Source organism: Arthrobacter sp. LT660 (assembly GCF_056172845.1).
This window is the reverse complement of record NZ_CM149651.1, coordinates 2,742,081-2,768,256: the sequence shown is the minus strand read 5'-3', so window position 1 is coordinate 2,768,256 and position 26,176 is coordinate 2,742,081. Positions and strand designations below refer to the sequence as shown.

The following is a 26,176-nucleotide window of genomic DNA, read 5'->3' as shown; positions in this document are numbered from 1 at the left end:
CGACAAGGAAGGCGCCCGCTCCGATGGGAGCGGGCGCCTTCTGTGTTTTGCCGGGTCAGGGACCCTGTTAGTCGAGAAGCCCGAGCTCGTCCTTGCCGAACGCGAAGAGGTACGGAACGCCCGCCTCCGCCTCGATGCGCTCCTTGGAGCCGGTGCTGCGGTCGACGATGACCGCCACGGCCTTCACGTTGCCGCCGGCGTTGCGCACCCCCTCGACGGCGGTCAGCGCGCTGCCGCCCGTGGTGGAGGTGTCCTCCAGGACCACCACATCGCGCCCGTCCACCGAGGGGCCCTCCACCTGGCGGCCCATGCCGTAAGACTTCTGCGCCTTGCGGACCACGAAGGCGTCGACGGCGCGTCCCGCGTCGCCCGCGGAGTGCATCAGCGCCGTGCCGACCGGGTCAGCTCCCATGGTCAGCCCGCCCGCGGCGGCGAACTCGATGCCGGCCTGGTCCAACAGCTCGAGCATGACCTGGCCGACCAACCGCGACGCCTCGTGGTGGAGGGTGATGCGGCGGAGGTCGATGTAGTAGTCGGCTTCCTTGCCGGAGGACAGAATCACCTTGCCGCGGACGACGGCCAGCTCCTTGATGAGTTCGAGCAGGCGGGCACGGGCATCGCTGTGGGTGGTCATGGTTCGATTCTAGTCGGGCGAGGAGGGCGGCGATCCGGGCGGCGGTGGCGGTGTCCCGGGCGGCGCCGGCGCCGTGGATGTGTACCGATGGCCGCTCGGCGTCGTCGTCGTGATGGTGTTCCGGACTCCATTCGCGACCGCCGCGACCTCCGAGAACCATCCCTCGGCGTCCTTCGAGTAGTTGCAGGTTTCGCAGAGGCCCTGCGCATTGGCCATGCTCGTTGCGCCCCCGGCCACGAACGGGACGACGTGGTCGTGGTGACGGATGGGCGCGTCGCACCACGACCGTCGGCACTCAAGGTCCCGGGCCGCGATGAGCCGGCGCATGTTGTCGGGGAAGACCCTTGCCTTGGAGTCCATGGCCATCAACTGGCCGGTCGTCGGCGCCGTGTACAGGCGCCGGATCCAGACTTCCGGCGCGGCTCCCGGGTTCGCGGTCCGGCTGGGCCGCGAAAGCGGAGAATACCGCACGAGGTCCCGCACGGTCTGCGCGGGAACCACGCCGTACCCGACGAGTTGCGCGGGCTCCGCGTCCCCTTGGAACAGCGTCCGGTCGGTCAGCACGACCTGCAGCTCCACCTTCACCGCTCCCGCGTGGGACTGCCCGGTCACGCGTTCGACGAGCGTGTCCGCCATGACCTGTCCGCGGTTGCGCTCATCGCCGGCCGCCCGGCGGCTGTCCGCCTCCTGGCTCAGCGCCTTGTAGACGGCGACCCCCTGCGCTACAGGCAGAAGCCCCGACAGATAGACCATGGTGTCCGGCGCCGGGCGACAGGTCACCGTCCGCTCCTCGACCGCCTTCGCCGCCCGCTTCACCACGGCGCGCGCATCGAGGGCCATCGCCGCGGCCCTCACCTCTCCCGCGAGTTGCTTGGTGCCCTTGCCCTCCAGCAGCGAGGGATCGCCACAGATTTGTTCATCGATCCGCGCCCGATCCTCGACGTCGAGACACGCCGTCTCGCGGACGATCACCGTGGCGCGCCATTCGTTCAGGTTGCCGTGGGCCAGTGCGGCGAGGGTGTGGGGCATCTCGCGCACCAGCATCTTGGCCGTGCCCAGCTGAATCTTGCCCTGATGGGGAGATTCCTTCCGCGCCAACGCCACCTGCGCGGCCACGGCGGAACCGCGTTTCCTGGCGGGGACCCCGGATGCGGCCTCGTCTCGCCGAACGGCCTCGTCCAACCGGACCGCCAGTCGGGCCTGGGCGGCACACGCCGCCGATTTGAGGACCTCCAGGGCACGGAGCTGGTCGACCAACGGCGCCTGCCCCGGTTCGCCGACGGCGCCTCCCGCGCCGACTTGCCCCATCCGGGACACCCAATCCAGCACTTCGACCGCATCCGGCACAAGACCCGCGTCCGGCACGGACGTTCGGGCGTCGGGAACGGCTGGATCGAAAGGCATGTCCCCAACGTATCGACGGTGCAAGGCCCGCAGGGGAACACGCCTTCGAATGTGGATGGCCGGGATCGGCAACTCGCCTGTGGGGGACGAGTCCGTGCGGCGGGAAACGAACGGCCGCCGTCATCGAGGACACTGCGGGCGTGGCGTCCACGCCGTCCACGGGCTAAGGGTAACCCCGCGCCTGCTTGGGCGACATCGGGGTGTCCCGGCGTTAGGCTGGGGCCATGGATGCTCAGAGATCGCTTGGATACTGGCTGAAACTAGTGGACTCGCTCATTTCGGAGCAGTTCGCGGTTTCGCTTGAGGAACACGGCGTCACCCGCCGGCAATGGCAACTGCTCAACGTGCTCGAGAAGGGGCCCGCGACGGGCGGCGAACTGACGTCGGCCCTGTCGCCGTTCTTCGGCGAGCCCGTGGCCGAAGGCGAACCCACCAGCCCCTCCGAACACCTTGCCGAACTCGTGGAGTCCGGCTGGGTCGCCGAGGACGGCCACACGTTTACGCTCACGGAGCGCGGGGCCACGAGCCTGGACCGTCTGACGGAACTGGTCGACTCGATGCGCGAAGAATCCAGCGCCGGCGTGTCCCCCGAGGACTACTCGACCACCGTCTCCTCGCTCCGCCGGATGGCCCTCAACCTCGGCTGGAACGATCCCGCCGGTCAGGCCGACTAGATGGCCAACGCTCTCACCCCCGCCGATGTGACCCCCGGCGAGGTCTACCACGGAGCGCCCGAGCCCGAGTCGCCGTTGGGCGAGGTCCGCGAAGTCACGTCCCCCGAGGCGATGGCCCGGTTCCTCGACCGTGAGGACATCGTGCGGGTCAAGGGCCGCTACGCGCTGCTGAACAAGACGATGACCCCGCACACGGCCATGGTCGCGGACCTGTTGTTCGTCCGCGGCGTGCTCGAGGACGCCGGCATCCCCTACCTGCTGGTCCGCGGAAACGACGCGCGGCCCGTCATCGCCGTGGATTGGGAGAAGCGCAAGAAGCTCCGCAAGGCCCTGGTCGCCGCCTGCCAGGACGAGCCGTTCTATTCGATGACGGTCGACACCCGCAAGGACAAGGCGCTCCTGGTCGCCGACGGGCGCCTGGGAAGCAGTGGCAAGGCGCGCATGTTCCGCCTCTACCGCCCGCGCGTCGAGCCCGAGGGTGGGCTGCACTACGGCCAGGGCACGGGCGTTCAGATCGAGCTCTGGCGATGGAACGACGACGGAACGCTCCACCTGCCGATCGAGAACTCCCTCACCCGCGCCACCCTTCCCGCGGCCGAGGCGATCCGCGGCACCGTCTGGCGCTTCGGCGTCGAGTGGCCGACGATCGAGAACATGTTCGCCGACCACGCCGCGGACATCGACTTCCCCATCGACATCGTCTTCTCTTGGGTGGACGGCAACAACCCCGAATACCAGCGCTACCGCGCGTCGTTCATGGAGAACGTCGTGGTCGGGGAGGGGGACGACGCCGAGGCACGCTTCCGCCAGATCGACGAGTTGAAATATGCTCTGCGGAGCATCCACATGTTCGCCCCGTGGATACGGCGGATCTTCATCTGCACCGACTCGGACCTTCCGGAGTGGCTGGACACCGAGCACCCGGACGTGACAATCGTGCGCGCCGCGGACCACTTCAAGGACCCGGCCAGCCTCCCCACGTTCAATTCGCAGGCCGTCGAGTCGCAGCTCCAGCACATCGAGGGGCTCTCCGAGCACTTCCTGTATTCCAACGACGACATGTTCTTCGGCCGTCCGGTGGGCCCCGATATGTTCTTCTCCCCGGGCGGCATCACCAAGTTCATCGAGGCGCCCACCCGCATCGGGCTGGGCGACAACCACCTGGACCGTTCCGGCTTCGAGAACTCGGCCCGTGTCAACCGCCGCCTGCTGCACGACAGGTTCGGCCGGATCACCACGCGCCACCTCGAGCACACGGCCGCGCCTCTGCGCCGCAGCGTCATGATCGAGCTCGAGGAGCTGTTCTCCCGGGAGTTCCGCGAGACGGCGGCCAGCCGCTTCCGCGCGAAGGACAACATCTCCGTCACCAACTCGCTCTACCACTACTACGCGCTGCTCACCGGGCGCGCCGTCACGAAGGTCGGCGCCAAGGTGAAGTACGTGGACACCACCATGTACTCGGGGCTGGATGCGCTGGCGCGGATGCTCGCCAAGCGCAACCAGGACTTCTTCTGCCTCAACGACGGCAGCTTCCCGGAGGTCCCCGCCCAGGAGCGGCAGCAGGTCGTGACCTCCTTCCTGCGCCGCTACTTCCCCGTTCCGGGGCCGTGGGAGAGGCCGGAGGAAGGTTAGGCGATCTGGCGCCGCGGCGCACTCGGCGCCTCCGCGACGTCGTCGTCGTAGTTCTCGTAGTCGAGCCCGTGGTTGGCCAGCGACTCGGTGACCTCGGCCGGGTCGTACACCGTGCCCACGGATTCCCCCCCGGCGCGCGGGACCACGGAGTGGACGATCGTCTCCGGATAGACGTGGATCAGGTTGTAGGACTGCGCGGCGTCGCGTCCCCGCGTGCCGCGGACGCCGTTCACGGGGTCGACGGCGGTCGCGAGGTCCTGCGTGTAGCAGGTGGCCGAGGCGACAGATACGGGGATCCCCGCGAACATGGCGTTCGTCGAGTAGTGCAAGTGCCCGCCGATGATGGCGCGCACGTCCGTGCCGCGCAGGATGTTCTCCAGTGCCGCCTGGCCGCGCAGCTCCACCAGGGTGGCCAGCGGCTGGATGCTTGGCACCGGCGGGTGGTGCAGGGCCAGCAGGGTCCCCTCCGGAGCCGGCTGGAGGAGTTCGGCGCGCAGCCAGTCGTGCTGGTGCGGTGCGAGTTCGCCGTGGTGGGATCCCGGGACGGTGGTGTCCAGCGTGATGACGCGCAGTCCCCCGATCCGGTACACGCGGTCCAGCGGCTCGGTGCTGCGGCCCTCGTCGAGTAGGTTCTCGCGCAGGTTAGCCCGGTCGTCGTGGTTGCCCATCGCCCAGATGATCTGGGCTCCGAAACGCTCCGCCGCGGGTTCTACGATGGCCCGGAGCCGGGCATACGCGTTCGCCTCGCCCTTGTCCGCTAGGTCGCCGGTGAAGATCAGCGCCTCCGGCCGCGCGCCGCTGGCCTCGAGGGCGGCGAAGACCTCGCGCAGCCGGGCCTCGCTGTCCAGGGTCCCCAACAGCGGCACGTCGCCGCCGACCAGGTGGGTGTCGCTCAGGTGTACCAAAAAGTGCTCCGGGCGGGGATGCTCGGGCCGGATGGTTGCCATGACCAGCTCTCTCCGTTGTTGGCGGGACCTTTCGGCCCGCCGCGTGGACTGTCTCCACAATCAATATCCAAGCACGGCTTGCGCGAACCGGGAACGCAATCCCGGGGCAAGTTGCGTTCCCGTCGCCGGATTGGCGCGAATTTGCCCGCTGTTAGGCAACGCGCACGAAACGACGGCCCGCTAGGGTGGTTTCCATGCGCGATCTACAGGTGAGGATCATCGAAGAAATGGGCGTGAAGCCCACCGTCGACCCCGCGGAGGAGGTGGCCCGCCGGGTGGGGTTCCTGAAGGACTACCTCAAGACCACCGGGACCCGCGGCTTCGTGTTGGGCATATCCGGTGGGCTGGATTCCACGCTCGCGGGCCGCATGGCCCAGATTGCCGTCGGGGAGCTGGCCGTCGAGGGCGTGGAGGCGGACTTCGTCGGCGTCCGCCTTCCCTACGGCGTCCAGCACGACGAGGACGACGCCCGCGCGGCGATGGACTTCGTGGGCGCCAAGACGGAGCAGACCTACAACATCAGGCCGGGCGTCGACGGCTTCGAGGCGGAGTACGAGTCCGCCACCGGCGAACGCATCTCCGACTTCAACAAGGGCAACATCAAGGCGCGCCTGCGCATGGTGGCCCAGTACGCGCTGGCCGGCGAGGGCAACTTCCTGGTCGTCGGCACGGACCACGGCGCCGAGTCGGTCACGGGGTTCTTCACCAAGTACGGCGACGGCGGCGCGGACATCCTGCCGCTCTTCGGCCTGAACAAGCGCCAGAACCGCCAGCTGCTGCGCCACCTCGGCGCGCCGGAGCGCCTCTGGGCCAAGGTCCCCACCGCCGACCTCCTGGACGGCAGGCCCGGCCGGACGGACGAGGACGAACTGGGGCTGTCCTACGACGAGATCGACGACTACCTGGAGGGACGCGAGATCGCACCGGAGGCCGCCGAACGGATCGAGGCGATGTACCTCCGGACGCGCCACAAGCGGACCGTCCCGGTCAGCATCCTGGACAACTGGTGGAAATGACCGGCTAGCCGGCGTCCCCGGAGCGGTCGCGGATGTCCGTGATGATGCCGGAGAAGTCGCGGCCCGCGCCGCCCTCCTCGGCGAACCGGTCGTAGATGCGCGAGGCCAGCGGGCCGAGTTCCGCGGCCACGCCCGCGCCCTCCAGCGCGTTCAGCGCCAGCCGGAGGTCCTTGGCCATCAGCGCCCCGGCGAATCCGGGCTGGTAGTCGCGGTTCGCGGGGCTGGTCGGCACGGGTCCCGGGACGGGGCAGTTGGTCGTCACGGCCCAGCACTGCCCGGAGGCGGTGGATACGACGTCGTACAGGGCCTGGTGGGTGAGCCCGAGCCGCTCCCCCAACACGAACGCCTCCGACGCCGCGATCATGGAGATGCCCAGGATCAGGTTGTTGCAGACCTTGGCCGCCTGCCCGGCGCCGTGGCCGCCGCAGTGCACGATCCGCCGCCCCATGACCTCCAGCAGCGGTTCGATGGCGGCGAAGTCCTCCCCCAGCGCACCGACCATGAACGTCAGCGTCCCGGCCTCGGCGCCCACGACTCCCCCGGAGACGGGAGCGTCCGCGGACCGGTGTCCGGCGGCGACCGCCAGCTCGGCAGCCTCCCGCGCCTCGTCCACGTTGATCGTCGAGCAGTCCAGGAACATGGTGCCGGCCGGCGCCGTTTCCAGCAGGCCGGGTCCGCCGTTTCCGCGGTAGGCGTCCAACAGGTGTCTTCCGCTGGGGAACATGGTGAGCACCACGGCCGCGCCGTCGGCCGCCGCGGCCGCGGATTCCGCCGTGGGCACCCCGTTCTCCCGTGCGGCGTCCAGGGCGGCGGGCATCACGTCGAACCCCAGAACGTCGTGGCCGGCCGCCACCAGGTTTTTGGCCATCGGTCCGCCCATGTGCCCCAGCCCGAGGAAGGCGATCCTTCCCGTCTCCTTGCTCATCGCGCGTTCTCCTTCGTTGTCCGGATGCCCCCACCCCGTCGCCTTCAACCTACCCGCAGTCGCGGCCGAGGGCCACGGCTCCGGGGACCCGCGTGCGCCCCTTCGCAGGACCTCGGACTCCGGCGCGCACTTGATAGGTTGGAGGCGTGAAGATCGCTACCTGGAACGTCAATTCCCTCCGTGCCCGCGCCGACCGCGTCGAGGATTGGCTGCGGCGTACCGACGTCGACGTCCTGGCCATCCAGGAGACCAAGTGCAAGGACGAGAACTTCCCCTGGGAGCTCTTCGAGAACAACGACTACGAGGTGGCGCACTTCGGGCTGAGCCAGTGGAACGGCGTCGCGATCGCCTCCCGCGTGGGCCTGGAGGACGTGGAGCGCACGTTCATGGACCAGCCGCCGTTCGGCAAGGGCGGCAAGGACCCGGTCCAAGAGGCCCGCGCCATCGCCGCGACCTGCGGCGGCGTCCGCGTCTGGAGCCTCTACGTCCCCAACGGCCGCGCTCTTGAGGACGAGCACATGCCGTACAAGCTGCAGTGGCTGGACACGCTGAAGCGGCACGCCTCCGCGTGGATCACGGAGGACCCCGCGCGTGAGGTCGCGCTGATGGGCGACTGGAACATCGCCCCGCACGACGACGACGTCTGGGACATCGACTTCTTCCGCGCCAACGCCATGACGCACGTGAGCGAGCCGGAGCGCGCGGCGTTCAACGCGTTCCTCGACGCCGGGTTCGTGGACGTCGTCCGGCCGCACACCCCCGGCCCCGGCGTCTACACGTACTGGGACTACACGCAGCTGCGCTTCCCCAAGAAGGAGGGCATGCGGATCGACTTCGTGCTGGGCTCCCCCGCCCTCGCCGCGCGGGTGACCGGGGCGTCGATCGACCGCGAGGAGCGCAAGGGCAAGGGCGCCTCGGACCACGCCCCCGTCATCGTGGAGCTCGGCTAGCCGTGGCCCCGGACGCGGGCGGCACGAACGGCACGGCGCGGCGGAACGTTCCGCCGACGTCGTACCTTCGCGTCTACGAACCGCTGCGCGCCTATTCCGACGCCGATCAGCTGCTGATCGCCGCCCAGCGCTCCGTGCCGCGCACCGTGTTCGAGGAGCGGGCCGCCACCGAGTCGATCCGGCGGGTCACCCGGCACGTCTCCGACCCGTTCCCGCACCACACGGGCGAGCGGTTCCGCATCCTGCACTACCCGGGCGCGGACGCGGCCACCACCGCGTACTTCTGCCCCGACCAGCTTCCCGTGCGCGCCACGCTCGCCGCGGAGCAGCTGGACGGGAGCATGCGCCCGCAGCTGCTGGAGCTCCTGGTCCCCGACGCCGCCCGGCAGGCCAACGCCGGCCGCCTGGAGCACGACGGCTTCGCGGACGCCGTCGCCGCGCTGCACACGCGCAGCGCCACCTGGGGGGTCCCCTTCGCCTGGTTCGTGGTGCTGCGCGAGGACGACCACTGCGAGGTGGACGACGACGGCGAGGCCGTCCACAGCGTCCGGCTCGCCGCGCCGTCCGTCCAGGTCCTGGAGCGCGCGCGCTTCGCGGCCGCGTCGCTGGCGGTCAACGCCCCCGAGCTGGACATGCTGGACGAGCTGACCGCGCTGAGCGAGTGGCTCCGCCTGTTCCACGCGGACTCGATCGTGGAACTCGACTACGGGCGCCTTGCCGAGCTGGTGTGGCCGGACGATTCCCCGCACGACATCCGGATGGGCATCGAGTCCCTGGCCGAGGGGGACATGCTGGGCGCCGCCGCGTCCTACCGACGCCTGGCCTCGCGCTGGCTGAAGATCCGCCAATTGGGCCGCGCCAGCTAGGGGAGTTCTCCCCATCGACGAATCCCACAGACCCTCTAAAGTGTTGAGTCGAGGGGGTCAACATGCCGGGTAAGTACGAGATCAACGTCGGCGACGCGCGGGCTGCCGTGTCCGGCGCGCGGAGCAACTTCGACGACCTCCACGGCCACGAGGCGAAGATCAAGGCGTCCAGCGGGGAACTCGCCGACGCCTCCCGCGAGCCGAAGATCGAAGCGGCTCTGCAACAGGTCTTCGACGACTTCCTGAAGCCCTGGACCGCCACCTTCGTGGAGCACGGGGACAACATCCTCACCGCCGCGGACGCGATCATCTCCGAGTTCGTCGCGGCCGACGGGGAAATGGAGTCCGCGGCGAACCTCGTCCGGCAGGCGGGCATCCAGCACCGGGTCGGGACCATCGACGACACCCCGGACTACGGCGGATGAGCGCCGGTGAGGGGATGCACGTCCCGGACATAGTGTTTTCGGCCTACCTTCCGGAGAACCTGCCCGACGCCGGCCAGATCCGCGGCGCGGGCGCCGGCCTCAAGGCGAAGGGCGACAAGGTCGACACCGTCTACTCGAATACCATCGGGCACTGGAACAGGCTGCCCGCCGCGGCGACCTACCCGAACTCGTCGACCGTGGACAACGCCTTCAGCACGGAGATCCTGCCGCTCGCCGAGGCGGTCGTAGCGGGCATCGACGGCATCCGGAAAGCCACGGACGCGTTCGCCGCGAGCCTCGACGACTTCGGTGGCCGGTACGCCACCCTGTCCGCCGATGTGGCCGCGTTCAACGCCCTTCCGGCCCGCGTGTCCTCGACGGAGCAGCAAACGGAGGCCCGGGACACCGGAAGCTACCTGCCGACCACGCGGACGATGCCGGAACACCAACGCCTCACCGGGCTGCTGGCGACGGCGAAACAGGACTACGAGGGCTTTGTCGACACGTGCGAGGCCGCGATCAAGGCGTCGGCCCCCGCGGCGGCGGCGCCGTCGTCGGGCCGTGCCGTGGTCGCGGTCATCAAGGGCTTCAAGAACACCTACGGCATGGTCAACACCAGTATCGACCGCGCCACCACCATCCAGTCGACGCGGGGCGGCCGCCTCAAGCTGGTCTGGTCGATGAGGGAACGCACGTTGTCGCAGTTCGCGTTCGACGGCGCCCCGAACCTGAAGAAGTTCCTGTTGGACCGAAAACTCGGTCCGTTCTCCACCCCCGAGTTCGTGGGGCGCCACTCGGACGAGTTCGCCCGCTGGGCCGACGCGAAGTATCTGAAGTTCACGACCGGCGCGAACACCTGGGCCGATTCGGTGCTCCACCCCGGGCTCATGCTCATGATGCCCGCGGCACTCCGCGGTAAGCTCTCCGCCCTCGGGGGATCCAACCGGATCAACCTCGGTTCCGATCGTCTTCAGCTCTTCCGGAAGAGCAACAGCCACGGCCGGACGCAGTTCACGCTGAACATCGGCGGGGCCGGGGAGCGCGGACGCCACAACAAGGCGATCGAACGCATCGCGAAGGTGGACGGCGCGCTCGACAAGTTCAACAAGAGCCCCATCGCCAAGTGGGGCGGCCGCGGCCTGGGCGTGCTCGACACGGGCATGACGTACTACGACTCCTACACCTCCAACTACAACGAGGCGCTGAGGAACAACCCCGACGCCGATCCGTCGGACATCCGCAGCGAGGCCGTGAAGTCGACGGCCGTCGAGGGGACCGCGGAAACAGCCGGCAAGATCGCCGGCGGCGTGGCGGGCCGGGCGCTCGGCGCGGCCGCGGGCCAGGCGCTCATCCCGATTCCGGGCGTCGGGGCCGCGGTCGGCGGATTCGTCGGCGGCATCGCGGGCGAGTGGGTCGGCGGCAAGATCGGCAAGGGCGTCGGCGAGTTCATGAACGACTGGCGGCAGGGCGGCTCCAGCAAGGCCTTCGGCGATGCGGCCGACGCCGTCGGGGACGCGGGTGCCGCCGCGGTGGACGGACTCAAGGACGTCGGGAAGAGCCTCGGAAAGAAACTGCTGGGATGGGGCTAGTACTCTCGATGGACACCAACAGACCGGAGAACGTCCCGCATGCTTGAGGACACGAATTGGTACCTGCTCTTCCGCTTCGAGTTCTGGGGCGGCGTCGCCGTTGCCCTGCTCCTGTGGTGGTTCCCCACGACCCTGGCTCGCAGGGCGCTCGGCGGTAGTTGGCGCAGTTGGGTCATGTCCCCGCCCATTCCGTTCCAGATCTCGTCGCGGAACACATGGCCGTTCATGGCCGCGGCCGCGGCCGTCGCGATGGCCATCGCGCTGCTCAGCCTCCCGTTGGAGGTCCTGAACTGGGAAGGCGCGCGGCAGGGGATCTGGAATCTGTTCTTCGTGCCGTGGGTGTTCGTCTTCCTCTCCTTCTTCTGGTGGCCGCTGGGGCTGAGCCCTGCGTGGTACCGGGAGTGGGCCCGGTCCCGAGGCTCGCGCGGAACCAACCCGTGGTCCCCCGCCGAAGCGGCCGCGGTCCGCGACGCGCCTCCGTCGAAGAAGCGCGACCGCCGGCTGGCCGACGTCGAACGTTGCCTGAGCAAGGAGGACCGCCTCCCATGACCGAAGCGACCGGACGCACCGGAACCGTGTCCCTGACGCTGCCCGAGGGGTGGCAGGCCGGCCCCAATCGGGACGAATACGAACTGCTGGCCCTCCTCCCCGCGCCGTCCGAATCCTTCGGGCCGACCGTCGTCGTCACCGTCAACCCATACGACGGCGGCATCGCCGAGTTCCTGGAGCGGGCGCTGGAGGGCATCGCCTCCGGGACCGCGGCCCCGCAGATCGTCGATATCCGTCCCTGGGGACGCGCGCCGGAGTCCGGGCGGAGCATCGCGTACACCCAACTCTCGCCGACGCACGGGCTGAGCCTGTTCACCACCGATTTCCTCTTCATCGAACGGGGCCTGGCCGTCCAGGTCACGGCGACGGCGACCGTCCAGCAGTGGCAGTTCCTGGGTCCGTTGCTGCACGACGTCGCCGCCTCCGCGCGCCTCGCCGGGGCCAACGCGGCGGGCGACGGCGCGGGCGCGGCGCTGCCTCCCGTTCCCGCCGGCGCCGTGGATCCCGTGGCCTCGGCCGCGCTGGGGCACGAGGTGGAGAAAATCGACGGCCTCGTGAAGGCGCAGCCGTTCGAGTTCGACGGCGCGTGGATCCACGGCAGGTCGCTCGAGGTCCTGACCGAGCTGTGCCAGGGGCTCCGGATCGGGTCGCTGAACCGGTCCTCCTACGCGGAGCCCCTGCGCGAGCTGGAGGAGCTCGAGTTCGTCGACGGCGCCGCGCTGACCGATCTGGGGTCGGCGGTCGGGGCGCATCTGGTCGAGCCGCAGGCGTCCTACCGCATCACCGGACTGGACAGCGGGGGCGAATCCTGGTTCCAGGCGTGGGCGCACGGCGCGACGGCCCTGCTGGTCGCCGAACCCGGCTACCACCGCGTGCTGGGCGGCCCGGCGGAGGGCCGCCCCTCGCCCGAGCACTTCAACCTCCAGCTGGTCCCGCTGACGATGCTCTCCACGCTCATGGCGCGGTGGGTGGGCCTGCAGCCCGCCTGGAACCTGGCGCTGCTGCCCAGCCCGCTTCCGGTGGACGACCTGGCCCGCGGATGGCCGGGCGACCGCACTCCCCCGGCCGGGTCCAACGCCGCCATGCGCGCGTTCTGGGACGAACCGTGGTTTTCCTGGACGCTCACCGCGACCGGCGTCGACTCGGAGCCGGACGACGTCGCCTACCTCAACGGCGGGCGGGTGGGCCACCAGCGGATGTTCGACGAGGGTTCGGCCGTGACCCTGTCCCCCACGGACTCCACGTTCGTCTTCCTGCAGCTCGAGGACCGGATCCAGGCGACCATCTTCGGACGCCGCGCGGTGGTTCTCTAGGAGCGGCGGGGCAAGTGGCCGGGGTGGAACCGCTTTCACGCCGTCGTTAGACTGTCCGGGTCACCAACCGTCGACGCGATCCCGGAGGACGCCCGTGCAGCAGCCCAGCACCACCCCAGCAGGCACCGAAGCCGCCCCGTCCCGCGGCCCGTGGTGGGCCGACGCAGTCATCTACCAGGTCTACCCCCGCTCGTTCGCCGACGCGGACGGGGACGGGATGGGCGACCTGCGCGGCATCGCCGGGAAGCTGCCCTACCTCGAACGCCTCGGCGTGGACGCCGTGTGGCTGTCCCCGTTCTACAAGTCCCCGCAGGCCGACGCCGGGTACGACGTCGCGGACTACCGCGCCGTGGATCCGCTTTTCGGCACGCTCGAGGACTTCGACGCGATGCTGGCGGACGCGCACGCCCGCGGCATCAAGGTGATCGTGGACCTGGTTCCCAACCACACCTCCGACGAGCACGTCTGGTTCCAGGCGGCCCTCGCCTCGGCGCCCGGTTCCCCGGAGCGCGCCCGCTACATCTTCCGCGACGGCGTCGGGCCGGACGGCGCGCAGCCGCCGAACAACTGGCAGTCGATCTTCGGCGGACCGGCGTGGACGCGCACCACCGAACCCGACGGCGCCCCGGGACAGTGGTACCTGCACCTGTTCGACACGAAGCAGCCGGACCTCGATTGGGAGAACCCCGAGGTCCACGAGGAGATGAAGGACGTCCTGCGCTTCTGGCTGGACCGCGGGGTCGACGGCTTCCGCGTGGACGTCGCCCACGGCATGGTCAAGGCCGAGGGGCTACCGGATTGGTCGGCGAAGGTCGCGATGGTCGCAGGCAACGAGAAGCCGACGGTCGCCGAGCCGACGGACACCGGGAACGTCTCCGTCATCGAGCCGTCCATGGACCTCCCGCCGGAGGACCGGAACGAGACCAACATGGCGCCCTCGGGCGAGGACACCCCGCCGTACTTCGACCAGGAGGGCGTCCACGCGATCTACGAGTCGTGGAACAAGGTCCTCGCGGAGTACGACGGCGACCGCATGATGGTCGCCGAGGCGTGGGTGGAGCCGATGTCCCGGATCTTCCGCTACGTCCGCGCGGGCGAGATGCAGCAGGCCTTCAACTTCGGCTTCCTGCTGGCCGGCTGGGACGCCGGGCGCATCGCCGACAACGTCACCGAGACGCTCGCCGAGGCCGCCGCCGTCGGCGCCCCTCCCACCTGGGTGATCTCCAACCACGACACGGTCCGGCACTCGACCCGCTACGGGCTCAGCGACCCGACGACGTTCCCGAAGGGCATCGCCGCCGACGACGAGCAGCCGGACGAGCGCCTGGGCTGGGCCCGCGGCCGCGCGGCCGCCATGGTGATGCTCGGCCTGCCGGGCTCCTCCTACGTGTACCAGGGAGACGAGCTCTCTCTCCCTGAGCACACGACGCTGCCGGCCGAGGCGCGCCAGGACCCGAGCTTCTTCCGCACCGGCGGCAAGGAGCGCGGCCGCGACGGCTGCCGCGTGCCGATGCCCTGGGCCGCCAACGCCCCCGGGTACGGGTTCTCCGACGGCGACGCGGCAACTTCGGGCCGGGCGTCCGCGCCGTGGCTCCCCCAGCCGGACAGCTACTCCGCTTACGCGGCGGACCGCCAGGTCGGCGTCGAGGGCTCCACGTTCGAGCTCTACCGCGAGCTGTTGGCCCTGCGCGCCGAGCACGGCCTGGGACACGGCGCCCTGCGGTGGGCCGAAACGCACGACGCCGAGCACGGGCTCCTGGGCTACAACAACGGCGGCGTGCTGGTGCTGGCGAACATGGGCGTCGCCCCCGTCGAGCTGCCGGCCGGCCACCGCGTGGTCGCCTCCAGCCACACAGAGGCCGTCGCCGACGGGCAGCTGTCCGCGGACGCGGCCGCCTGGCTGCTTCCGGCCTAGCGGACCCGCTCGGCCCGCGACATGCGGGTCCGGGCGCCGCCGGCGAGGTGGATGAGCACCGGGCCGCCGCGGCCCAGCGCGGCCTGCACGGCGGCGACGGCGGCGGAGACGTCGTCGGCGATCCGTCCGGGGGCCGCGCCCAGGCGCGGCTGCACCTTGACCCGCAGTCCGGCGTCGTGCTCCGCCTCCCACGTGGTGACGTGCACGGAGACGACGTCGGGGCGCCCGGCGAGCGCGGCGCGGATGGCCTGCTCGGGGACGGCGGCGACCATTTCGACGACGCCGCGCGCCTCGTCGTCGTGGTATTCGCGGGCGAAGACCCCGGTCTTGCCCTTGCCCTGGACGGCGACCCACCATGCCATGAGCAGGATGAGGCCGATCATGGCGACGGCGACCATGATCCACAGCCACGAGTCTCGCTGGCCGGTGAGCGTGGTGGCCTCGAAGAGGGCGCCGCTGGACTCGCCGACGCGCGCGGCGAGTCCGCGCCACCGGTCGGCGTAGCCGCGGAACGCGGAGAGCAGCAGGCCGTGGGCGCCGGCGGCGGTGAGCAGCAGGCCCAGGATGGTCAGCACGGTGCGGTTGACGGCGCGCGGTGTCTGGTTCACTGTCCCAGCACCCCGCTTTCGGCGACGCGGACGTGGACGTCGGGGACCGGTTCGATCCGGTTGCGGCGCAGTTCGTCCTCGACGGCGGCGCGGATCCCCTCGGGGTGGACGGGGATTCCGGACGTCGGGCGGACCTGGACCTCCACCCGCGAGCGGGAGACGACGACGAGCACCTGTTCGGGGGCGACAGCCGCCTCGGTGCGGGCGCGGCGGGCGAGCGTCGCGGCGATTACCTCGTTGTCCACCACGACGACGGCGTGCGGGTCCGGCAGCGCGTGGCGGGCGCGGCGGCCCGGCAGGATGCCCTGCAGCAGGAAGTAGAGCCCGAGTCCCAGGACGGCCAGGCTGCCGGCCGCGAGGACGAGCGGATCGGCCGAGCCGGGGAGGTTGGCGAGCCAGTCCCACCACTGTTCGGGTGACCGGATCCAGACGTCCTGGCCGATGGACTTCAGCGCGGCCTCGAACATGAGGTAGAGGCAGAAGGCCGTGACGACGACCGCCGCGACGACCGATGCGGTGGACCGGGCCGAGTGGAGTTCGTGGCGTTCCAGCCGTTCGCGTTCCTGCTCCGTCACCGGGCCCTCCTCTCCGGCCGGGCCGTGGTGCCGGTGACGCGGACGTCGACGCGGCTCACGTGGGTCCCGGTGAGCTCCACGAAGCGGTCGCGGACGGCGGCGCGGGAATCGCGGGCCATTTCCCAGACCGTGGGCGCGCCGTGCCGGCCGGCGCCGGTGGCGTGCCGGCCGATGGGGAGGGGCAGGCTGAGGCCGAGGGCCAGGGAGCCGAATTCGTCGTTGAGTCCCACGCGGACCTGGGCCGGCGGGACGGCGAAGACGTCCGCCGCGACCGCGCGGGCGGTGCTGGTGAGGGCCTGCGTGCTGATCCGCGTGTGCCCGGCGTACTCGGGTGCCGGCTGCGTCACGACGACGAGCGCCGTCCGGTCAGCGCGTCGCGCACGCCGCGCAGGTCGATCCGCCCCTCGAGCACGCGGCCGACCAGCAGGCCGACGGCGAGGAAGATCGCCATGAGGACGAAGCCCCCGAAGCCGTGCTCCAGGGAGGCCCAGCCGAGCACGGCGGCGACCGCGAGTCCGAGCAGGGTGGGGTTCATCGTGGCTCCGTTGGTGGTGGGGCCGGCGCCGCGGGCGGCAGGCCGGGGAGGTGGACGTCGCCGATCTCCACGTTGACCTCGATCACGCGTAAACCGGTGAGGGATTCGACGGCGCGGAAGACCGCGGCGCGGACGTCGGCGGCGATGGCGTGGAGCGGGCGGCCGTAGGTGGCGGTGAGGACGACGTCGACGGCGGCCTCGGCGGTTCCGACCTCGGCGGTGACGCCGTGCGCGGTTTCGGCGGTGGCCCCGACGGCCCCGCGGAGGGCGCCGAGGGCGCGGTGGGAACCGATGCCGAGGGAGAACACCCCGTCGACGGTGCGGGCCGCCGCGGCGGCGACCTTGGCGACGGCGGCGTCGGAGATGGCCGTGGTGCCGGTCGCGCCGGAATGCGTTTCCTGCCTGGGCGGGGTGCTGGGTGGAGCACTGGGCTCCGGCGGCAGCGGGTCCGGCGTGGCGTCGAGGCGGTCCATGGATCCACCCTACCGCCCGGCTCCTGAGGCGGGCAGGACTATTAGAGGCTGCGGTAGTAGTCCCTGATGAAATGCGCCATCAGGCGCCTGCGTTCTTGGAGGAAACCTTGGTAGGACTCGGCGGTCGTGGTGTAGATGCTGTCCGGTATGGCGTTTGCGGCGAGATTCTCACGTAGTTCGTAGCCTTCGGAAATCTCACCCAGTTCACGGGCGCCCGATCCGATCTGGGCTTGGACCCGGTTCATGTAGTCAGCGGGGGCCGAATCCCTGATGGCTATGTTGATCGGAGTCTCTGTGAGTGCGTAGTTGGCGATCTGGTTGTAGTCGCCGCGGTCCGGCACGCCGTTCTTCTGGAGATAGTTCTTGGGAACCAGGTGGTGGATGTCCCCGGCTTCCTCCACCATGCTGCGCACCGTGATGTTTTTCGAGAGGAATCCGCGAGCTCCGGAGTGGACTTGCGCCGCGAGAAACGTCTGGAAGTACGGACTCCGAATGCTTGTGGATTCCATGTCCATGGGTACGGCGACGTCCCAGAAATTCTCACTCATGGCGGACTTCTCAATATTCGCCAAGAGCTCGGGCGCCCCTTGCTCCGCGATGCGGCGGATGTCGGCTTCGAAGGCAGTCTCGAAGGACCCCGTGTATCGGCTCGTGATCAGCGACATCACGAACCAGCGGCGCACCACGTTTTTGATCTCGCCTTCCGTCATCCTCTGTTCGCTGCGCAGGTGGAGGTACAGGGCATAAGCGAAGTTCAGGGCGTTTCCGGAGGTGATCATGCTGGATGAGATGAAGCCGGCCGACTTGATGGTCATGGTGAACTGCTGGAAGTTGTACTGGTTGACGATTTCAAGAAGCACGTTCTCGAGCCGCTTGAACGATTCGACGGCGAGCTGCTCATCGAACCGCCTGGTTTCGAAGTCCCTTCCCGACAAAACGCTGACCAGCGCGGCGACTTTGCCGCGCTTGAACTCCTTGATTCCGGCTACGCGAATAACGTCGGTATAGCTGGGGTCGTACAGGTCCGAGGAATCGTTGCGGAGCCAGGCAATCCTCTGCATATAGCCGGAAGCAGCGAACGCAGCGTCGTTTCGGGATATGTCGTCGTATACATGCGGCGCTACGGCCAGATGGCAGAAATAGTCGATCAGTTTGCGCAGATTCGAGCCGAACGTACCGTGGCTGGCAATCTTGCTCATCGCGAAATCGGCGCTGCTGAGGGGCACGCCTTTGGAGTTAATTCGGATGAAGATCTCGGTGACCGTGTTGATGTCCAGATCGTCAGCAAGCGTGATGATCCCGACCTGCGCGGTCCTGATCGCCCCCAGCTTTCCGAATGCCTGCTCGACGGAGAGCTCGTCGGCTTCGGGGTTAGCCGCTAGGTAATTCCTGATGAAGCTCATGACACCGGGTGCACTGATGTACTCGGCGATGTCGGAAACCCATTCCGGGCTTCGCTCAATGACTGGAGTAAGCGTGGCGAACTCTTCGGTGACTGGGTTGAACGCGATCTTGATGCGCTTCTTCCGGTAAGTCTTATCGACAACATTGGCCCCTACGAGTGCCGCGGTCATGGCGGTGATCCGCTGCTGGCCGTCGATGAGGATCTGTTTGAAGTTGGACGTACTCCCGTCCTTGAGACCGACGTCAAGGCTCTGCCACGTGATGAGGTAACCGATGGGGAAGCCATTGTAGAGGGAATCCATGAGGTCGCGCACTTTGGTGGTGTTCCACACGAAAGGCCGCTGCATCTCGGGAATGGCGACCTGCCCACTGCGGACCCACCCCAGGAGCGTGTCGACCTGCTGTTGCTGGACGGTGTATTTGGCCACGGTCAGATCTCTCTCCCGGACGAATCGTCGCGGTCATGTGTAGAAGTGTCAACGGCCCCGGCTGTTCGCAAGAGTTCGTTCAGGTCGTGCGCTTCCTCTTCGAGAGCCAGTTCGGCGTCCTCGGTACGGCGCCGGTTGTTGAAGTCCAGGAAGCGGTCCGCCTGCGCTACCCAATCGGCCATGAGGGTCTGTTGGCGACGGCGCGCGCGGTCCTCTGCGAAATCGAGGAACATCACGGTCAGGCGGTCGAGTTCCGTGACTTCGTCCGCCGTGAGGTAGTTTTTTGCTGTCTCCGCGTCGCTTCGCTTGACCTGTTGACCCGCCCAGTTGGTGAGGGGCCTGTCAAGCTGTTTGTGTAAGTGAACTAGTCAGTTAGTGGTTTTAGTCGTTTCAGAGGTGGACGACTTAGCGTCTTCTGGTCCGTTTTGGTGTTATGCGAGGTGTTGTTCGAGGCGTTCGGGGTAGGTGAGCATCAGGTGCTGGAGGGCCTGGTTCCAGCCCATGGTTCCGGCTCCTTCGACGAGGCCTCCGCTGGTCGATTCCCGGGTGGTGGTGCGGGCCTTGGCCCTTTCGCGGGCGCGTTTGTCCTCGATGTTGCAGATCGCCAGCCAGAGCAGTTTGGTGGCGGCCTGGTCGTTGGGGAAGTGCCCGCGGGTCTTGGTGACCTTGCGCAGCTGGTAGTTCAGCGACTCGATCGCGTTGGTCGTGTAGATGACCTTCCGCAGCGCCGGCGGGAAGCCGAGGAACGGCGTGAAGCGCTCCCAGGCGTGCTCCCATGTCTTCACCGCCGCGGGGTACTTGACCCCCCATTTCCCGGCCGCGAACTCATCCAGGGCCTCCCGGGCGGCTTCCTGGGTCGGGGCCGTGTAGATGGTGCGCAGGGACGCGGCGACCTGCTTGCGGTCTCCGTAGGACACGAAGCGGGTGGAGGCTCGGATCAGGTGCACGACGCAGGTCTGCACGGTGGCGTGGGGCCATGTCGCGCCGATCGCCTCGGGGAACCCGGTCAGGCCGTCGCAGCACACGATCAGCACGTCCTTCACGCCCCTGTTGGCCAGCTCCGCGCAGACCCCGGCCCAGAACTTGGCGCCTTCCGTCTCGGCGATCCAGATGCCCAGCACGTGTTTGATGCCCTCCATGTCCACGCCCACGGCGATGTGGGCGGCCTTGTTCTTCACGTGGTGCCCGTCGCGGATCTTCACCACGATCGCGTCCAGGTACATGATCGGGTAGATCGCATCCAGCGGCCGGCTCTGCCAGGTGATCACCTCGTCCAGGACCTCGTCGGTGATCTTGGAGATCGTCTCGCGCGAGAGCTCGGTGCCGATCGTGGAGGCCAGGTGGTGTTCGATGTCGCGCACCGTCATGCCCCCGGCATAGAGGCTCACGATCATGTCGGCCAGCTCGCTGGTGCGCCGCGATCCCTTGGGAACCAGGCGGGGCACGAACGTGCCGGCCCGGTCCCTGGGCATGCCCAGTTCGACGTCCCCGGCACTGGTGGACACCGTCTTGGGGTAGGTGCCGTTGCGCGAGTTGGACACCGCGCGTCCGGCGTACTCGTTCTTCTCATACCCCAGATGCCCGGACAGTTCGGCCTTCAGGCCACGCTCCAAGCCGGCCTTGATGATCTGCCGGATGAACCCGTCCTTGCCGTCGAGCTCGATCTCCCCACGGTCGATCTGGCCCATCAACTCGTCAAAGGCCCCCGAAGACTTCAGCGCCTCCATGTCCCCCACCGCAGCCATCCGCTCGGCGGTTTTGGACGCGTCTACTTTCATCACCGGATTCTTGTGGTCAGTCACAGTCACAATCATGCTCCATTCCAAGGGTGACTAGGCTACTTACACACACCATCTGACACCCTCTTGGTGAGCCCCATGTTGGCCGAGCTCGAGTCCGCACGCTCAAGGACGAGCTCCGCCGCGGTCCTGCCTGCAACCGCGTAGATCAACTTGTTCTGAATGGTGGCGAAGAACGTCCTGGCGGTATCCGAACGGCTGTCGTAGTCCGCGCTCGTCTTCGCGAAGATTTCACGGACCTTTTGGTAGAACCGCTTCTCCGAAGCCCTGATGCTGCGAATCCGCTCCAGCAGCTCGTCGAAGTAGTCAGTTCCTGCCGGATCCTTCAGGTAACCGTCGTTCATCGCGAAGCCCTTAACCAGGTACTCCTTCAAAACGGTGGTGGCCCATTGCCGGAACTGCACGGCTCGGGGTGTAGTCACCCGGTAACCGATGGCAAGAATCATGTCGAGGTTGTAGAACTTGACCTCGCGCTGCACCTGACGCGTGCCCTCGGTTCGAACACTTAACTCTGAGTTAATAGTTGAACTAGGCACCTCACCGTCGGCAATGATCCGCCGGATAAGTTGTGCGATATTTGGAACGGACGTCCCGTACAGCTCCGCCAACTGGGTTTGAGACAACCAGGCTGTCCCTCCCGACGCCCGCAGTTGGACTCTCTGCTGACCATCGTCGCTGGCGTACAAAATAACCGCGCCGGTCCCCTCCTGTTCCCCCATCGTCCCCGTCCCCAGTTATTCGGCAATGTCTAGCGCCGGCAGCGCTGCCACGATCCTATGGGTCTCCACCGACACTGTCACGATCCGTTTGATGAGATCGATGACGTACCGCGGATTCCCAACCTCGCGGCAGTAGTCATTGGGATCGTTGGTGATCTGCGAGTCCTTGTGGGTGGTTACCGGGTAGCGGTCCAGGATCCACTCCAACGCCGACTTGCCGTTCACCTGGTCTCGAAGACCTCCTCCGGGATGCCCTCGAGGGTGATGTTCTGGCTGTAGACGATCCGCGTCTTGTCCTTCCGTGAACCCCGGGACAACTTCTGCACGCGGTAGTACGCGTACTGTTCCTCACCGGACGATGGCGGCTCGGAAGAACGCACTTCCGTCAACTCGCCCGGGACTAGGGGAGAGAATCCCCCCACCTGGATATGGACCTTGAAGATCCGGGCACCCTGTTCCAGGCTGTGCGCGACGATTCGTTCCACACCGGGCTCCGGGTAGAACGTGGCGGAGTGGATGGCATCGCAATGCACCGAGGCGAACGCCGTCGAGTAGTCGTTGAGCCACTCAGCCATGCCTGGGCGGTGTGCGTAGTTCAGCGTGCTGAAGGCCTTCACGCCCATGTTCCGGAGCGTTCGCACGCGCTCCTCCTCGGTATTCCGGTAGACGATGCGCCAGGCCGGAGCGCCGCTGTCCGCAACGCCGTCGAAGAATGCCCAAACCTTCTCCATCACGTTCCGGGGCATGAAATGCACGTGCAGGTCGATGATTCCCGGCACGCCCAACGAGTCGAGGTAGGTGCGGATCTCCGCATCTGAACCCGGTACGGCCGGTATGGCCACGACGAACCTCCCATGGTTGCTTCTCATCGGCGGGCGCACCCGTTTCCCACGCGCCGAGACTCAGCCTAAGCAGGCCCCGGGCGGAGCCACCCGTGCAACTCGCTGAGGGGCCGCACTAGGAAACTGCTGAACAATTTTCCAGGTTTAAGGCGCGCCTCCGGCGTTTCGGGCCGTGGTCATTAAGACTTGATGAATGCAGGGATTTGAGCAGGCCCAACGCGGGTTGTTGGATGTGCAGGCACTGGCCGGGGAGTTGTTGGCTCCGGGCAGTGCCTTCGCGTTTCTGGCCGAGCACCGGGAGCGGTTGTTTCCGGACTCGATGATGGAAGACCTGTTCCCGGTGCGCCGCGGCAGGCCTGCGATTCCGGCTTCGGTGATCGGCTCGGTCCTGGTCCTCCAGGTCTTGGAGGGCCTGTCTGACCGCGGGACGGCGGAGGCTTTGACCTTTGACCTGCGGTGGAAGGCGGCCTGCGGTTTCGGGCTCACCCAGGCCGCGTTCCATGCCTCCACGCTCACGTATTGGCGCAAGCGCCTGGCCGCCAGCGAACGTCCCCACCGGATCATGGAGGCCGTGTTCGAGGTCGTCACCGAAACCGGGGTCCTTGCCGGCAAGCGCCGGCGTGCCGTGGACTCGACCGTGCTCGATGACGCGGCGGCCAGGCAGGACACCGTCACGCAGCTCATTGCCGCGATCCGCCGCGATCCGTCGCTTCGGCCGCGACGTCCCCGAGGGAGCTACCCTGTTGGCCGTCCATGCCACCGGGTACGACTATTCGAGGGTCGGGAAGCCGGACATTGCCTGGGACGACAGGGAAGCCAAGGCCAGTGAGTCCTTTGCGTTGCTGGCCCTGGTGGCCGGTCAGGACGTGGAACCGGCCGAAGGGTCCGACGGCACCGACGGGCGGTGGCGCATCGCCCGCAGGGTCGCCAAGGACCGGATCATTTCGGTGGTGGATCCCGAGGCCCGGCACGCGCACAAGTCCCGCTCGGTCTTGCGCGATGGATACAAGGCCCACATCGTGGGCGAACCGGAAACCGGGATCTATACCAGCGGGGCCGTGACGAAGGCCGGCGGTCCGGGCTCCGGAGATGCCGAGGCCGGAATCCAGTTGCTGGGCACCGACCCCTCCATCCCCACCACCGACACCGCGGCCGCGACCGGGGACGGGGAACGGTTGAAGGTGCTCGGCGATTCGGCCTACGGCTCCGGGAACATGCTCGAGGCCCTGGAAACCGCCGGACATGAATCGGTGGTCAAGCCCAGGCCGCTGCGTCCGGCCGTCACCGGTGGGTACGTCTTGGACGACTTCGCCTACGACCCGGAAAAGCAGACCCTCACATGCCCCAACGCCGTGGTGCGCAAGATCAGCGCCAAGGGCAACGTGAACTTCGGCGCCGCCTGCAAGGGCTGCCCGCTGCGGCAGATGTGCACGAAGGCGAAGAAGGGCCGCAAGGTCGTCATCACCGAACACCACGGCAGGCAACGCGCCCACCGGGCCGCGGCCAAGGACACCGGGTTCCAACACGACTACCGGGCCTACCGGCCGTTGATTGAACGATCCATTGCCTGGCTGGTCGCCGGGGGCAACCGGCGCCTGAGATACCGGGGGACGGTCAAGAACAACGCCTGGTTGCAGACCCGTTTGGCGGGCCTGAACCTTCGGCGACTGCTGAAACTGGGTCTCACCCGCCAAGAAGGGGCGTGGATCCTGGCCTGAGACCCCGGCCGGGGTGGGATCCGGGACCGTAACCCGCCACGGAGCCCGGTAGCCGACTATGGGGGCCGCCGAAAACGATCCCCAACCCAAAACCGGTGATCGAAAAGCCGTGGGCCACCAAGGCTCCCAACGCCAAGGAAGACCGGCCCGGTACAAAAACACCCGAACCGGCCCTCCAAAAGACCACTAAATCAGCAGCATCCTAGGGCCGAATCAAGGACGACGGCGCTCCGGCACCGTCCGGGCAAAAGCAAAACCCCCCGGGACATCCCGAGGGGTTCTAGCTGGTGGCTCCGACCGGCGTCGATCCGGTGACCTTTCGATTTTCAGTCGAACGCTCTACCAACTGAGCTACAGAGCCTGGCATCATCTGACGATGATCACCGTGATCCTCCGTCGCCGGAAAACCAAAGCGACCCTGACGGGACTTGAACCCGCGACCTCCGCCGTGACAGGGCGGCGCGCTAACCAGCTGCGCTACAGGGCCTTGCTCGTGGGTTTCACCCCACTGTTCACCGGCTTTGAACCCGGCTCACAAGACCTAAACTTTAGCAGAGGGAAACCCCGCTTGTGAAATCAGGCCTTGCTGGTACCCCCAACGGGATTCGAACCCGTGTCGCCGCCGTGAAAGGGCGGTGTCCTAGGCCTCTAGACGATGGGGGCTCAGAACTCCGCGCGGGATCACTCCCGCGCAGTGGACCTCATAAACTATAAGCGACGCCCGGGCATCCGCAAAACCGGCTTCGCGAACGGCCCGGCACGTCCCGCTGGGTAGAGTCGGGGCATGGCCTACAGCATGTCCGGGGACGACTTCGAACGCGCGGTGGTCCGCGCCCTCGACGAGGTCCCGGAGCCGCTGCGGGACATGATGGACAACGTCGCGATCTTCATCGAGGACCGCTACGAGCCGCTCCCCCACGAGGACCCGGAGACCGTCCTGCTGGGCCTGTACGACGGCGTCCCGCTCACCGAGCGCGACCAGGGCTGGGGGGCCGGCTCCATGCCGGACCGGATCATCCTCTACCAGGACTCGATCCTGGACATCTGTGACACCGAGAAGGACGTCGTCGAGGAGGTCGGCATCACCGTGGTCCACGAGATCGCCCACCACTTCGGCATCGACGATGACACCCTGCACTCCCTGGGCTGGGGCTGATGGGCGCCGGGCACGGGGCGCACGCGGGCCACACCCACGGGCTGACGGGAGGGACGGCCTCCTCGCGCCACCGGCGACGGCTGGCCGCCGTCGTCGCCATCACCCTCCTCGGCGTGGCCGCGCAGTTCATCGGGGCGCTGGTCTCGGGCTCGCTGGCGCTCCTCGCGGACGCCGGGCACATGCTCTCAGACGCCGCCGGGGTGTCGATCGCCCTGTTCGCCGTCTGGGTCGCGGGCCGCCCCGCGACGTCGAAGCGGACCTTCGGCTGGCAGCGCGCCGAGGTGCTCGCCGCGCTGGCGAACGCCACCGCGCTGGTGGCGATCGCCGTCGTCATCTTCGTCGAGGCCCTGCGCCGCTTCGGGGAGTCGCCGGAGATCCAGACGACGCCGATGCTGCTCGCCGCCGCCGTCGGCGGCCTCGCCAACCTGGTGTGCCTGGCGATCCTCCACGGCGGGCACCGCGAGAGCCTCAACGTCCGCGGCGCGTACCTGGAGGTGCTCGGCGACCTGCTGGGCTCGGTCGCCGTGGTGGTCGCCGCCGTCGTCATCATGCTCACGGGGCGGACGGTCGCGGACCCGATCGCCTCGATCGCGATCGCCGTGATGATCCTGCCGCGCGCCTGGTCTCTGATGCGCGAGGTCGTGGACGTGCTGCTGGAGGCCGCGCCGCGGGGCGTGGACCTCGACGAGGTGCGCCGACACATCCTGTCCGTCGACGGCGTGACCGGCGTCCACGACCTGCACGCGTGGACCATCACCTCCGGCGTCCCCGTGTGCTCCGCCCACGTGGTGCTGGACGGCGAATCGTTCACCCCGGAGCGCGCCCACCTGGTCCTGGACCAGCTGCTGGGCTGCCTGGGCGAGCACTTCGACACCGAGCACTGCACCTTCCAGCTGGAGCCGGCGGGACACGTGGGCCACGAGTCGGCCGGCCACGCGTAGGTTCGAAAAGCCCGAAATTCCGGGTCAGAATGACACTGATGTTATTCGTGATGAAGTTGTGACGCTTGTTGCATGTGTTGCTCCAGTTGACTTAGTCTCGAGATAAGTCAGTATCCGAACCGTGACCTTTTGGCGTCCT

At 68.1% G+C, this 26,176-nt stretch carries 26 protein-coding genes, 3 tRNA genes and 2 pseudogenes; 13 read left to right on the top strand and 18 right to left on the bottom strand.

The features are described 5' to 3' along the window. Positions 1 to 67 precede the first annotated feature (67 nt). Positions 68 to 634, bottom strand: coding sequence for an orotate phosphoribosyltransferase (pyrE, locus tag AC0QSG_RS12925; protein WP_475375676.1), 567 nt, complete (start codon positions 632 to 634; stop codon positions 68 to 70). A 9-nt stretch (positions 635 to 643) separates the two neighbouring features. Continuing rightward, a complete protein-coding gene (locus AC0QSG_RS12920; protein WP_475375675.1) occupies positions 644 to 2,038 on the bottom strand; it encodes an HNH endonuclease in 1,395 nt (464 codons plus the stop codon). A gap of 224 nt (positions 2,039 to 2,262) precedes the next feature. Between AC0QSG_RS12920 and AC0QSG_RS12915 the strand changes: the two genes are divergently transcribed. Beyond that, entirely contained in the window at positions 2,263 to 2,712 is a 450-nt protein-coding gene (locus AC0QSG_RS12915; RefSeq protein WP_475375674.1) for a MarR family winged helix-turn-helix transcriptional regulator, read from the top strand. Continuing rightward, a complete protein-coding gene (locus AC0QSG_RS12910) occupies positions 2,713 to 4,344 on the top strand; it encodes a stealth family protein (protein ID WP_475375673.1) in 1,632 nt (543 codons plus the stop codon). On the opposite strand, the gene AC0QSG_RS12905 is transcribed toward AC0QSG_RS12910, so the two are convergent. Beyond that, positions 4,341 to 5,291 carry a phosphodiesterase gene (locus AC0QSG_RS12905; RefSeq protein WP_475375672.1) on the bottom strand — a complete coding sequence of 317 codons (951 nt, stop codon included), beginning with the start codon at positions 5,289 to 5,291 and terminating at the stop codon, positions 4,341 to 4,343. The genes AC0QSG_RS12910 and AC0QSG_RS12905 overlap by 4 nt on opposite strands. Before the next feature lie 194 nt (positions 5,292 to 5,485). Between AC0QSG_RS12905 and nadE the strand changes: the two genes are divergently transcribed. Continuing rightward, on the top strand, positions 5,486 to 6,307 hold the full coding sequence (nadE, locus tag AC0QSG_RS12900) for an ammonia-dependent NAD(+) synthetase (protein ID WP_475375671.1): 822 nt from the start codon (positions 5,486 to 5,488) through the stop codon (positions 6,305 to 6,307). A gap of 4 nt (positions 6,308 to 6,311) precedes the next feature. Here nadE and mmsB read toward each other — a convergent pair whose 3' ends face one another. Further along, the gene (gene mmsB, locus AC0QSG_RS12895; protein WP_475375670.1) at positions 6,312 to 7,232 is read right to left on the bottom strand and encodes a 3-hydroxyisobutyrate dehydrogenase; all 921 of its coding nucleotides are present in this window, start codon (positions 7,230 to 7,232) and stop codon (positions 6,312 to 6,314) included. A 146-nt stretch (positions 7,233 to 7,378) separates the two neighbouring features. Between mmsB and AC0QSG_RS12890 the strand changes: the two genes are divergently transcribed. The 7 genes from AC0QSG_RS12890 (at position 7,379) to AC0QSG_RS12860 (ending at position 14,839) form a co-directional block, all read left to right on the top strand. Then, positions 7,379 to 8,182, top strand: coding sequence for an exodeoxyribonuclease III (locus AC0QSG_RS12890; protein WP_435727684.1), 804 nt, complete (start codon positions 7,379 to 7,381; stop codon positions 8,180 to 8,182). A 2-nt stretch (positions 8,183 to 8,184) separates the two neighbouring features. Next, positions 8,185 to 9,048 carry a DUF8083 family protein gene (locus tag AC0QSG_RS12885; RefSeq protein ID WP_475375669.1) on the top strand — a complete coding sequence of 288 codons (864 nt, stop codon included), beginning with the start codon at positions 8,185 to 8,187 and terminating at the stop codon, positions 9,046 to 9,048. A gap of 62 nt (positions 9,049 to 9,110) precedes the next feature. Further along, positions 9,111 to 9,473, top strand: coding sequence for a hypothetical protein (locus tag AC0QSG_RS12880; RefSeq protein ID WP_435727682.1), 363 nt, complete (start codon positions 9,111 to 9,113; stop codon positions 9,471 to 9,473). Next, positions 9,470 to 11,062 (top strand): hypothetical protein, encoded by a 1,593-nt coding sequence (locus AC0QSG_RS12875; RefSeq protein WP_475375668.1) that lies wholly within the window; start codon positions 9,470 to 9,472, stop codon positions 11,060 to 11,062. Before AC0QSG_RS12880 ends, AC0QSG_RS12875 begins: the two co-directional genes overlap by 4 nt. A 39-nt stretch (positions 11,063 to 11,101) precedes the next feature. Then, positions 11,102 to 11,611 (top strand): hypothetical protein, encoded by a 510-nt coding sequence (locus AC0QSG_RS12870; RefSeq protein WP_475375667.1) that lies wholly within the window; start codon positions 11,102 to 11,104, stop codon positions 11,609 to 11,611. Next, complete coding sequence (locus tag AC0QSG_RS12865; RefSeq protein WP_475375666.1) at positions 11,608 to 12,924, top strand: hypothetical protein; 1,317 nt, start codon at positions 11,608 to 11,610, stop codon at positions 12,922 to 12,924. The genes AC0QSG_RS12870 and AC0QSG_RS12865 overlap by 4 nt, the downstream gene beginning before the upstream one ends. Before the next feature lie 217 nt (positions 12,925 to 13,141). Next, positions 13,142 to 14,839, top strand: coding sequence for a glycoside hydrolase family 13 protein (locus AC0QSG_RS12860; protein WP_475377314.1), 1,698 nt, complete (start codon positions 13,142 to 13,144; stop codon positions 14,837 to 14,839). Here AC0QSG_RS12860 and AC0QSG_RS12855 read toward each other — a convergent pair. The 11 genes and pseudogenes from AC0QSG_RS12855 to AC0QSG_RS12805 all read right to left on the bottom strand — a co-directional run bounded on the left by AC0QSG_RS12855 (position 14,836) and on the right by AC0QSG_RS12805 (position 22,249). Continuing rightward, complete coding sequence (locus AC0QSG_RS12855; protein WP_475375665.1) at positions 14,836 to 15,447, bottom strand: hypothetical protein; 612 nt, start codon at positions 15,445 to 15,447, stop codon at positions 14,836 to 14,838. The genes AC0QSG_RS12860 and AC0QSG_RS12855 overlap by 4 nt on opposite strands. Continuing rightward, entirely contained in the window at positions 15,444 to 16,022 is a 579-nt protein-coding gene (locus AC0QSG_RS12850) for a hypothetical protein (RefSeq protein ID WP_475375664.1), read from the bottom strand. The genes AC0QSG_RS12855 and AC0QSG_RS12850 overlap by 4 nt, the downstream gene beginning before the upstream one ends. Continuing rightward, on the bottom strand, positions 16,019 to 16,369 hold the full coding sequence (locus tag AC0QSG_RS12845) for a hypothetical protein (RefSeq protein WP_475375663.1): 351 nt from the start codon (positions 16,367 to 16,369) through the stop codon (positions 16,019 to 16,021). Before AC0QSG_RS12845 ends, AC0QSG_RS12850 begins: the two co-directional genes overlap by 4 nt. Beyond that, positions 16,366 to 16,557: a hypothetical protein gene (locus AC0QSG_RS12840; protein ID WP_435727674.1), complete on the bottom strand. Its 192-nt coding sequence runs from the start codon at positions 16,555 to 16,557 to the stop codon at positions 16,366 to 16,368. The genes AC0QSG_RS12845 and AC0QSG_RS12840 overlap by 4 nt, the downstream gene beginning before the upstream one ends. Then, positions 16,554 to 17,030 carry an Asp23/Gls24 family envelope stress response protein gene (locus tag AC0QSG_RS12835; protein ID WP_475375662.1) on the bottom strand — a complete coding sequence of 159 codons (477 nt, stop codon included), beginning with the start codon at positions 17,028 to 17,030 and terminating at the stop codon, positions 16,554 to 16,556. The genes AC0QSG_RS12840 and AC0QSG_RS12835 overlap by 4 nt, the downstream gene beginning before the upstream one ends. 41 nt (positions 17,031 to 17,071) lie before the next feature. After that, on the bottom strand, positions 17,072 to 18,862 hold the full coding sequence (locus tag AC0QSG_RS12830) for a GmrSD restriction endonuclease domain-containing protein (RefSeq protein ID WP_475375661.1): 1,791 nt from the start codon (positions 18,860 to 18,862) through the stop codon (positions 17,072 to 17,074). A gap of 2 nt (positions 18,863 to 18,864) precedes the next feature. After that, a pseudogene (gene rhuM / locus AC0QSG_RS12825) lies at positions 18,865 to 19,140 on the bottom strand (RhuM family protein); the annotation flags it as partial. A 153-nt stretch (positions 19,141 to 19,293) separates the two neighbouring features. Then, complete coding sequence (locus AC0QSG_RS12820; RefSeq protein WP_475375126.1) at positions 19,294 to 20,640, bottom strand: IS256 family transposase; 1,347 nt, start codon at positions 20,638 to 20,640, stop codon at positions 19,294 to 19,296. 59 nt (positions 20,641 to 20,699) lie between these two features. Further along, the gene (rhuM, locus tag AC0QSG_RS12815; RefSeq protein WP_475375660.1) at positions 20,700 to 21,380 is read right to left on the bottom strand and encodes a RhuM family protein; all 681 of its coding nucleotides are present in this window, start codon (positions 21,378 to 21,380) and stop codon (positions 20,700 to 20,702) included. 15 nt (positions 21,381 to 21,395) lie between these two features. Continuing rightward, positions 21,396 to 21,605 carry a type ISP restriction/modification enzyme gene (locus AC0QSG_RS12810; RefSeq protein WP_435727671.1) on the bottom strand — a complete coding sequence of 70 codons (210 nt, stop codon included), beginning with the start codon at positions 21,603 to 21,605 and terminating at the stop codon, positions 21,396 to 21,398. Beyond that, positions 21,602 to 22,249 (bottom strand): amidohydrolase family protein, encoded by a 648-nt coding sequence (locus AC0QSG_RS12805; RefSeq protein WP_475375659.1) that lies wholly within the window; start codon positions 22,247 to 22,249, stop codon positions 21,602 to 21,604. Before AC0QSG_RS12805 ends, AC0QSG_RS12810 begins: the two co-directional genes overlap by 4 nt. A gap of 166 nt (positions 22,250 to 22,415) precedes the next feature. Here AC0QSG_RS12805 and AC0QSG_RS12800 point away from each other — a divergent pair. After that, positions 22,416 to 23,940: pseudogene (locus AC0QSG_RS12800) on the top strand (IS1182 family transposase). 285 nt (positions 23,941 to 24,225) lie between these two features. Here AC0QSG_RS12800 and AC0QSG_RS12795 read toward each other — a convergent pair. From AC0QSG_RS12795 to AC0QSG_RS12785, 3 genes are all read right to left on the bottom strand, one after another. After that, positions 24,226 to 24,301: transfer RNA gene (locus AC0QSG_RS12795), tRNA-Phe, on the bottom strand. A gap of 52 nt (positions 24,302 to 24,353) precedes the next feature. Beyond that, positions 24,354 to 24,427 (bottom strand) — tRNA-Asp (locus AC0QSG_RS12790). A 100-nt stretch (positions 24,428 to 24,527) separates the two neighbouring features. Then, positions 24,528 to 24,603, bottom strand: a tRNA-Glu gene (locus AC0QSG_RS12785). A 121-nt stretch (positions 24,604 to 24,724) separates the two neighbouring features. On the opposite strand from AC0QSG_RS12785, the gene AC0QSG_RS12780 reads away from it, so the two are divergent. Together AC0QSG_RS12780 and AC0QSG_RS12775 are read left to right on the top strand one after the other, a co-directional pair. Then, positions 24,725 to 25,096 carry a metallopeptidase family protein gene (locus AC0QSG_RS12780; protein WP_435727663.1) on the top strand — a complete coding sequence of 124 codons (372 nt, stop codon included), beginning with the start codon at positions 24,725 to 24,727 and terminating at the stop codon, positions 25,094 to 25,096. Further along, positions 25,096 to 26,037, top strand: a complete 942-nt coding sequence (locus AC0QSG_RS12775) for a cation diffusion facilitator family transporter (protein WP_475375658.1) — start codon at positions 25,096 to 25,098, stop codon at positions 26,035 to 26,037. The genes AC0QSG_RS12780 and AC0QSG_RS12775 overlap by 1 nt, the downstream gene beginning before the upstream one ends. Positions 26,038 to 26,176: the final 139 nt, after the last annotated feature.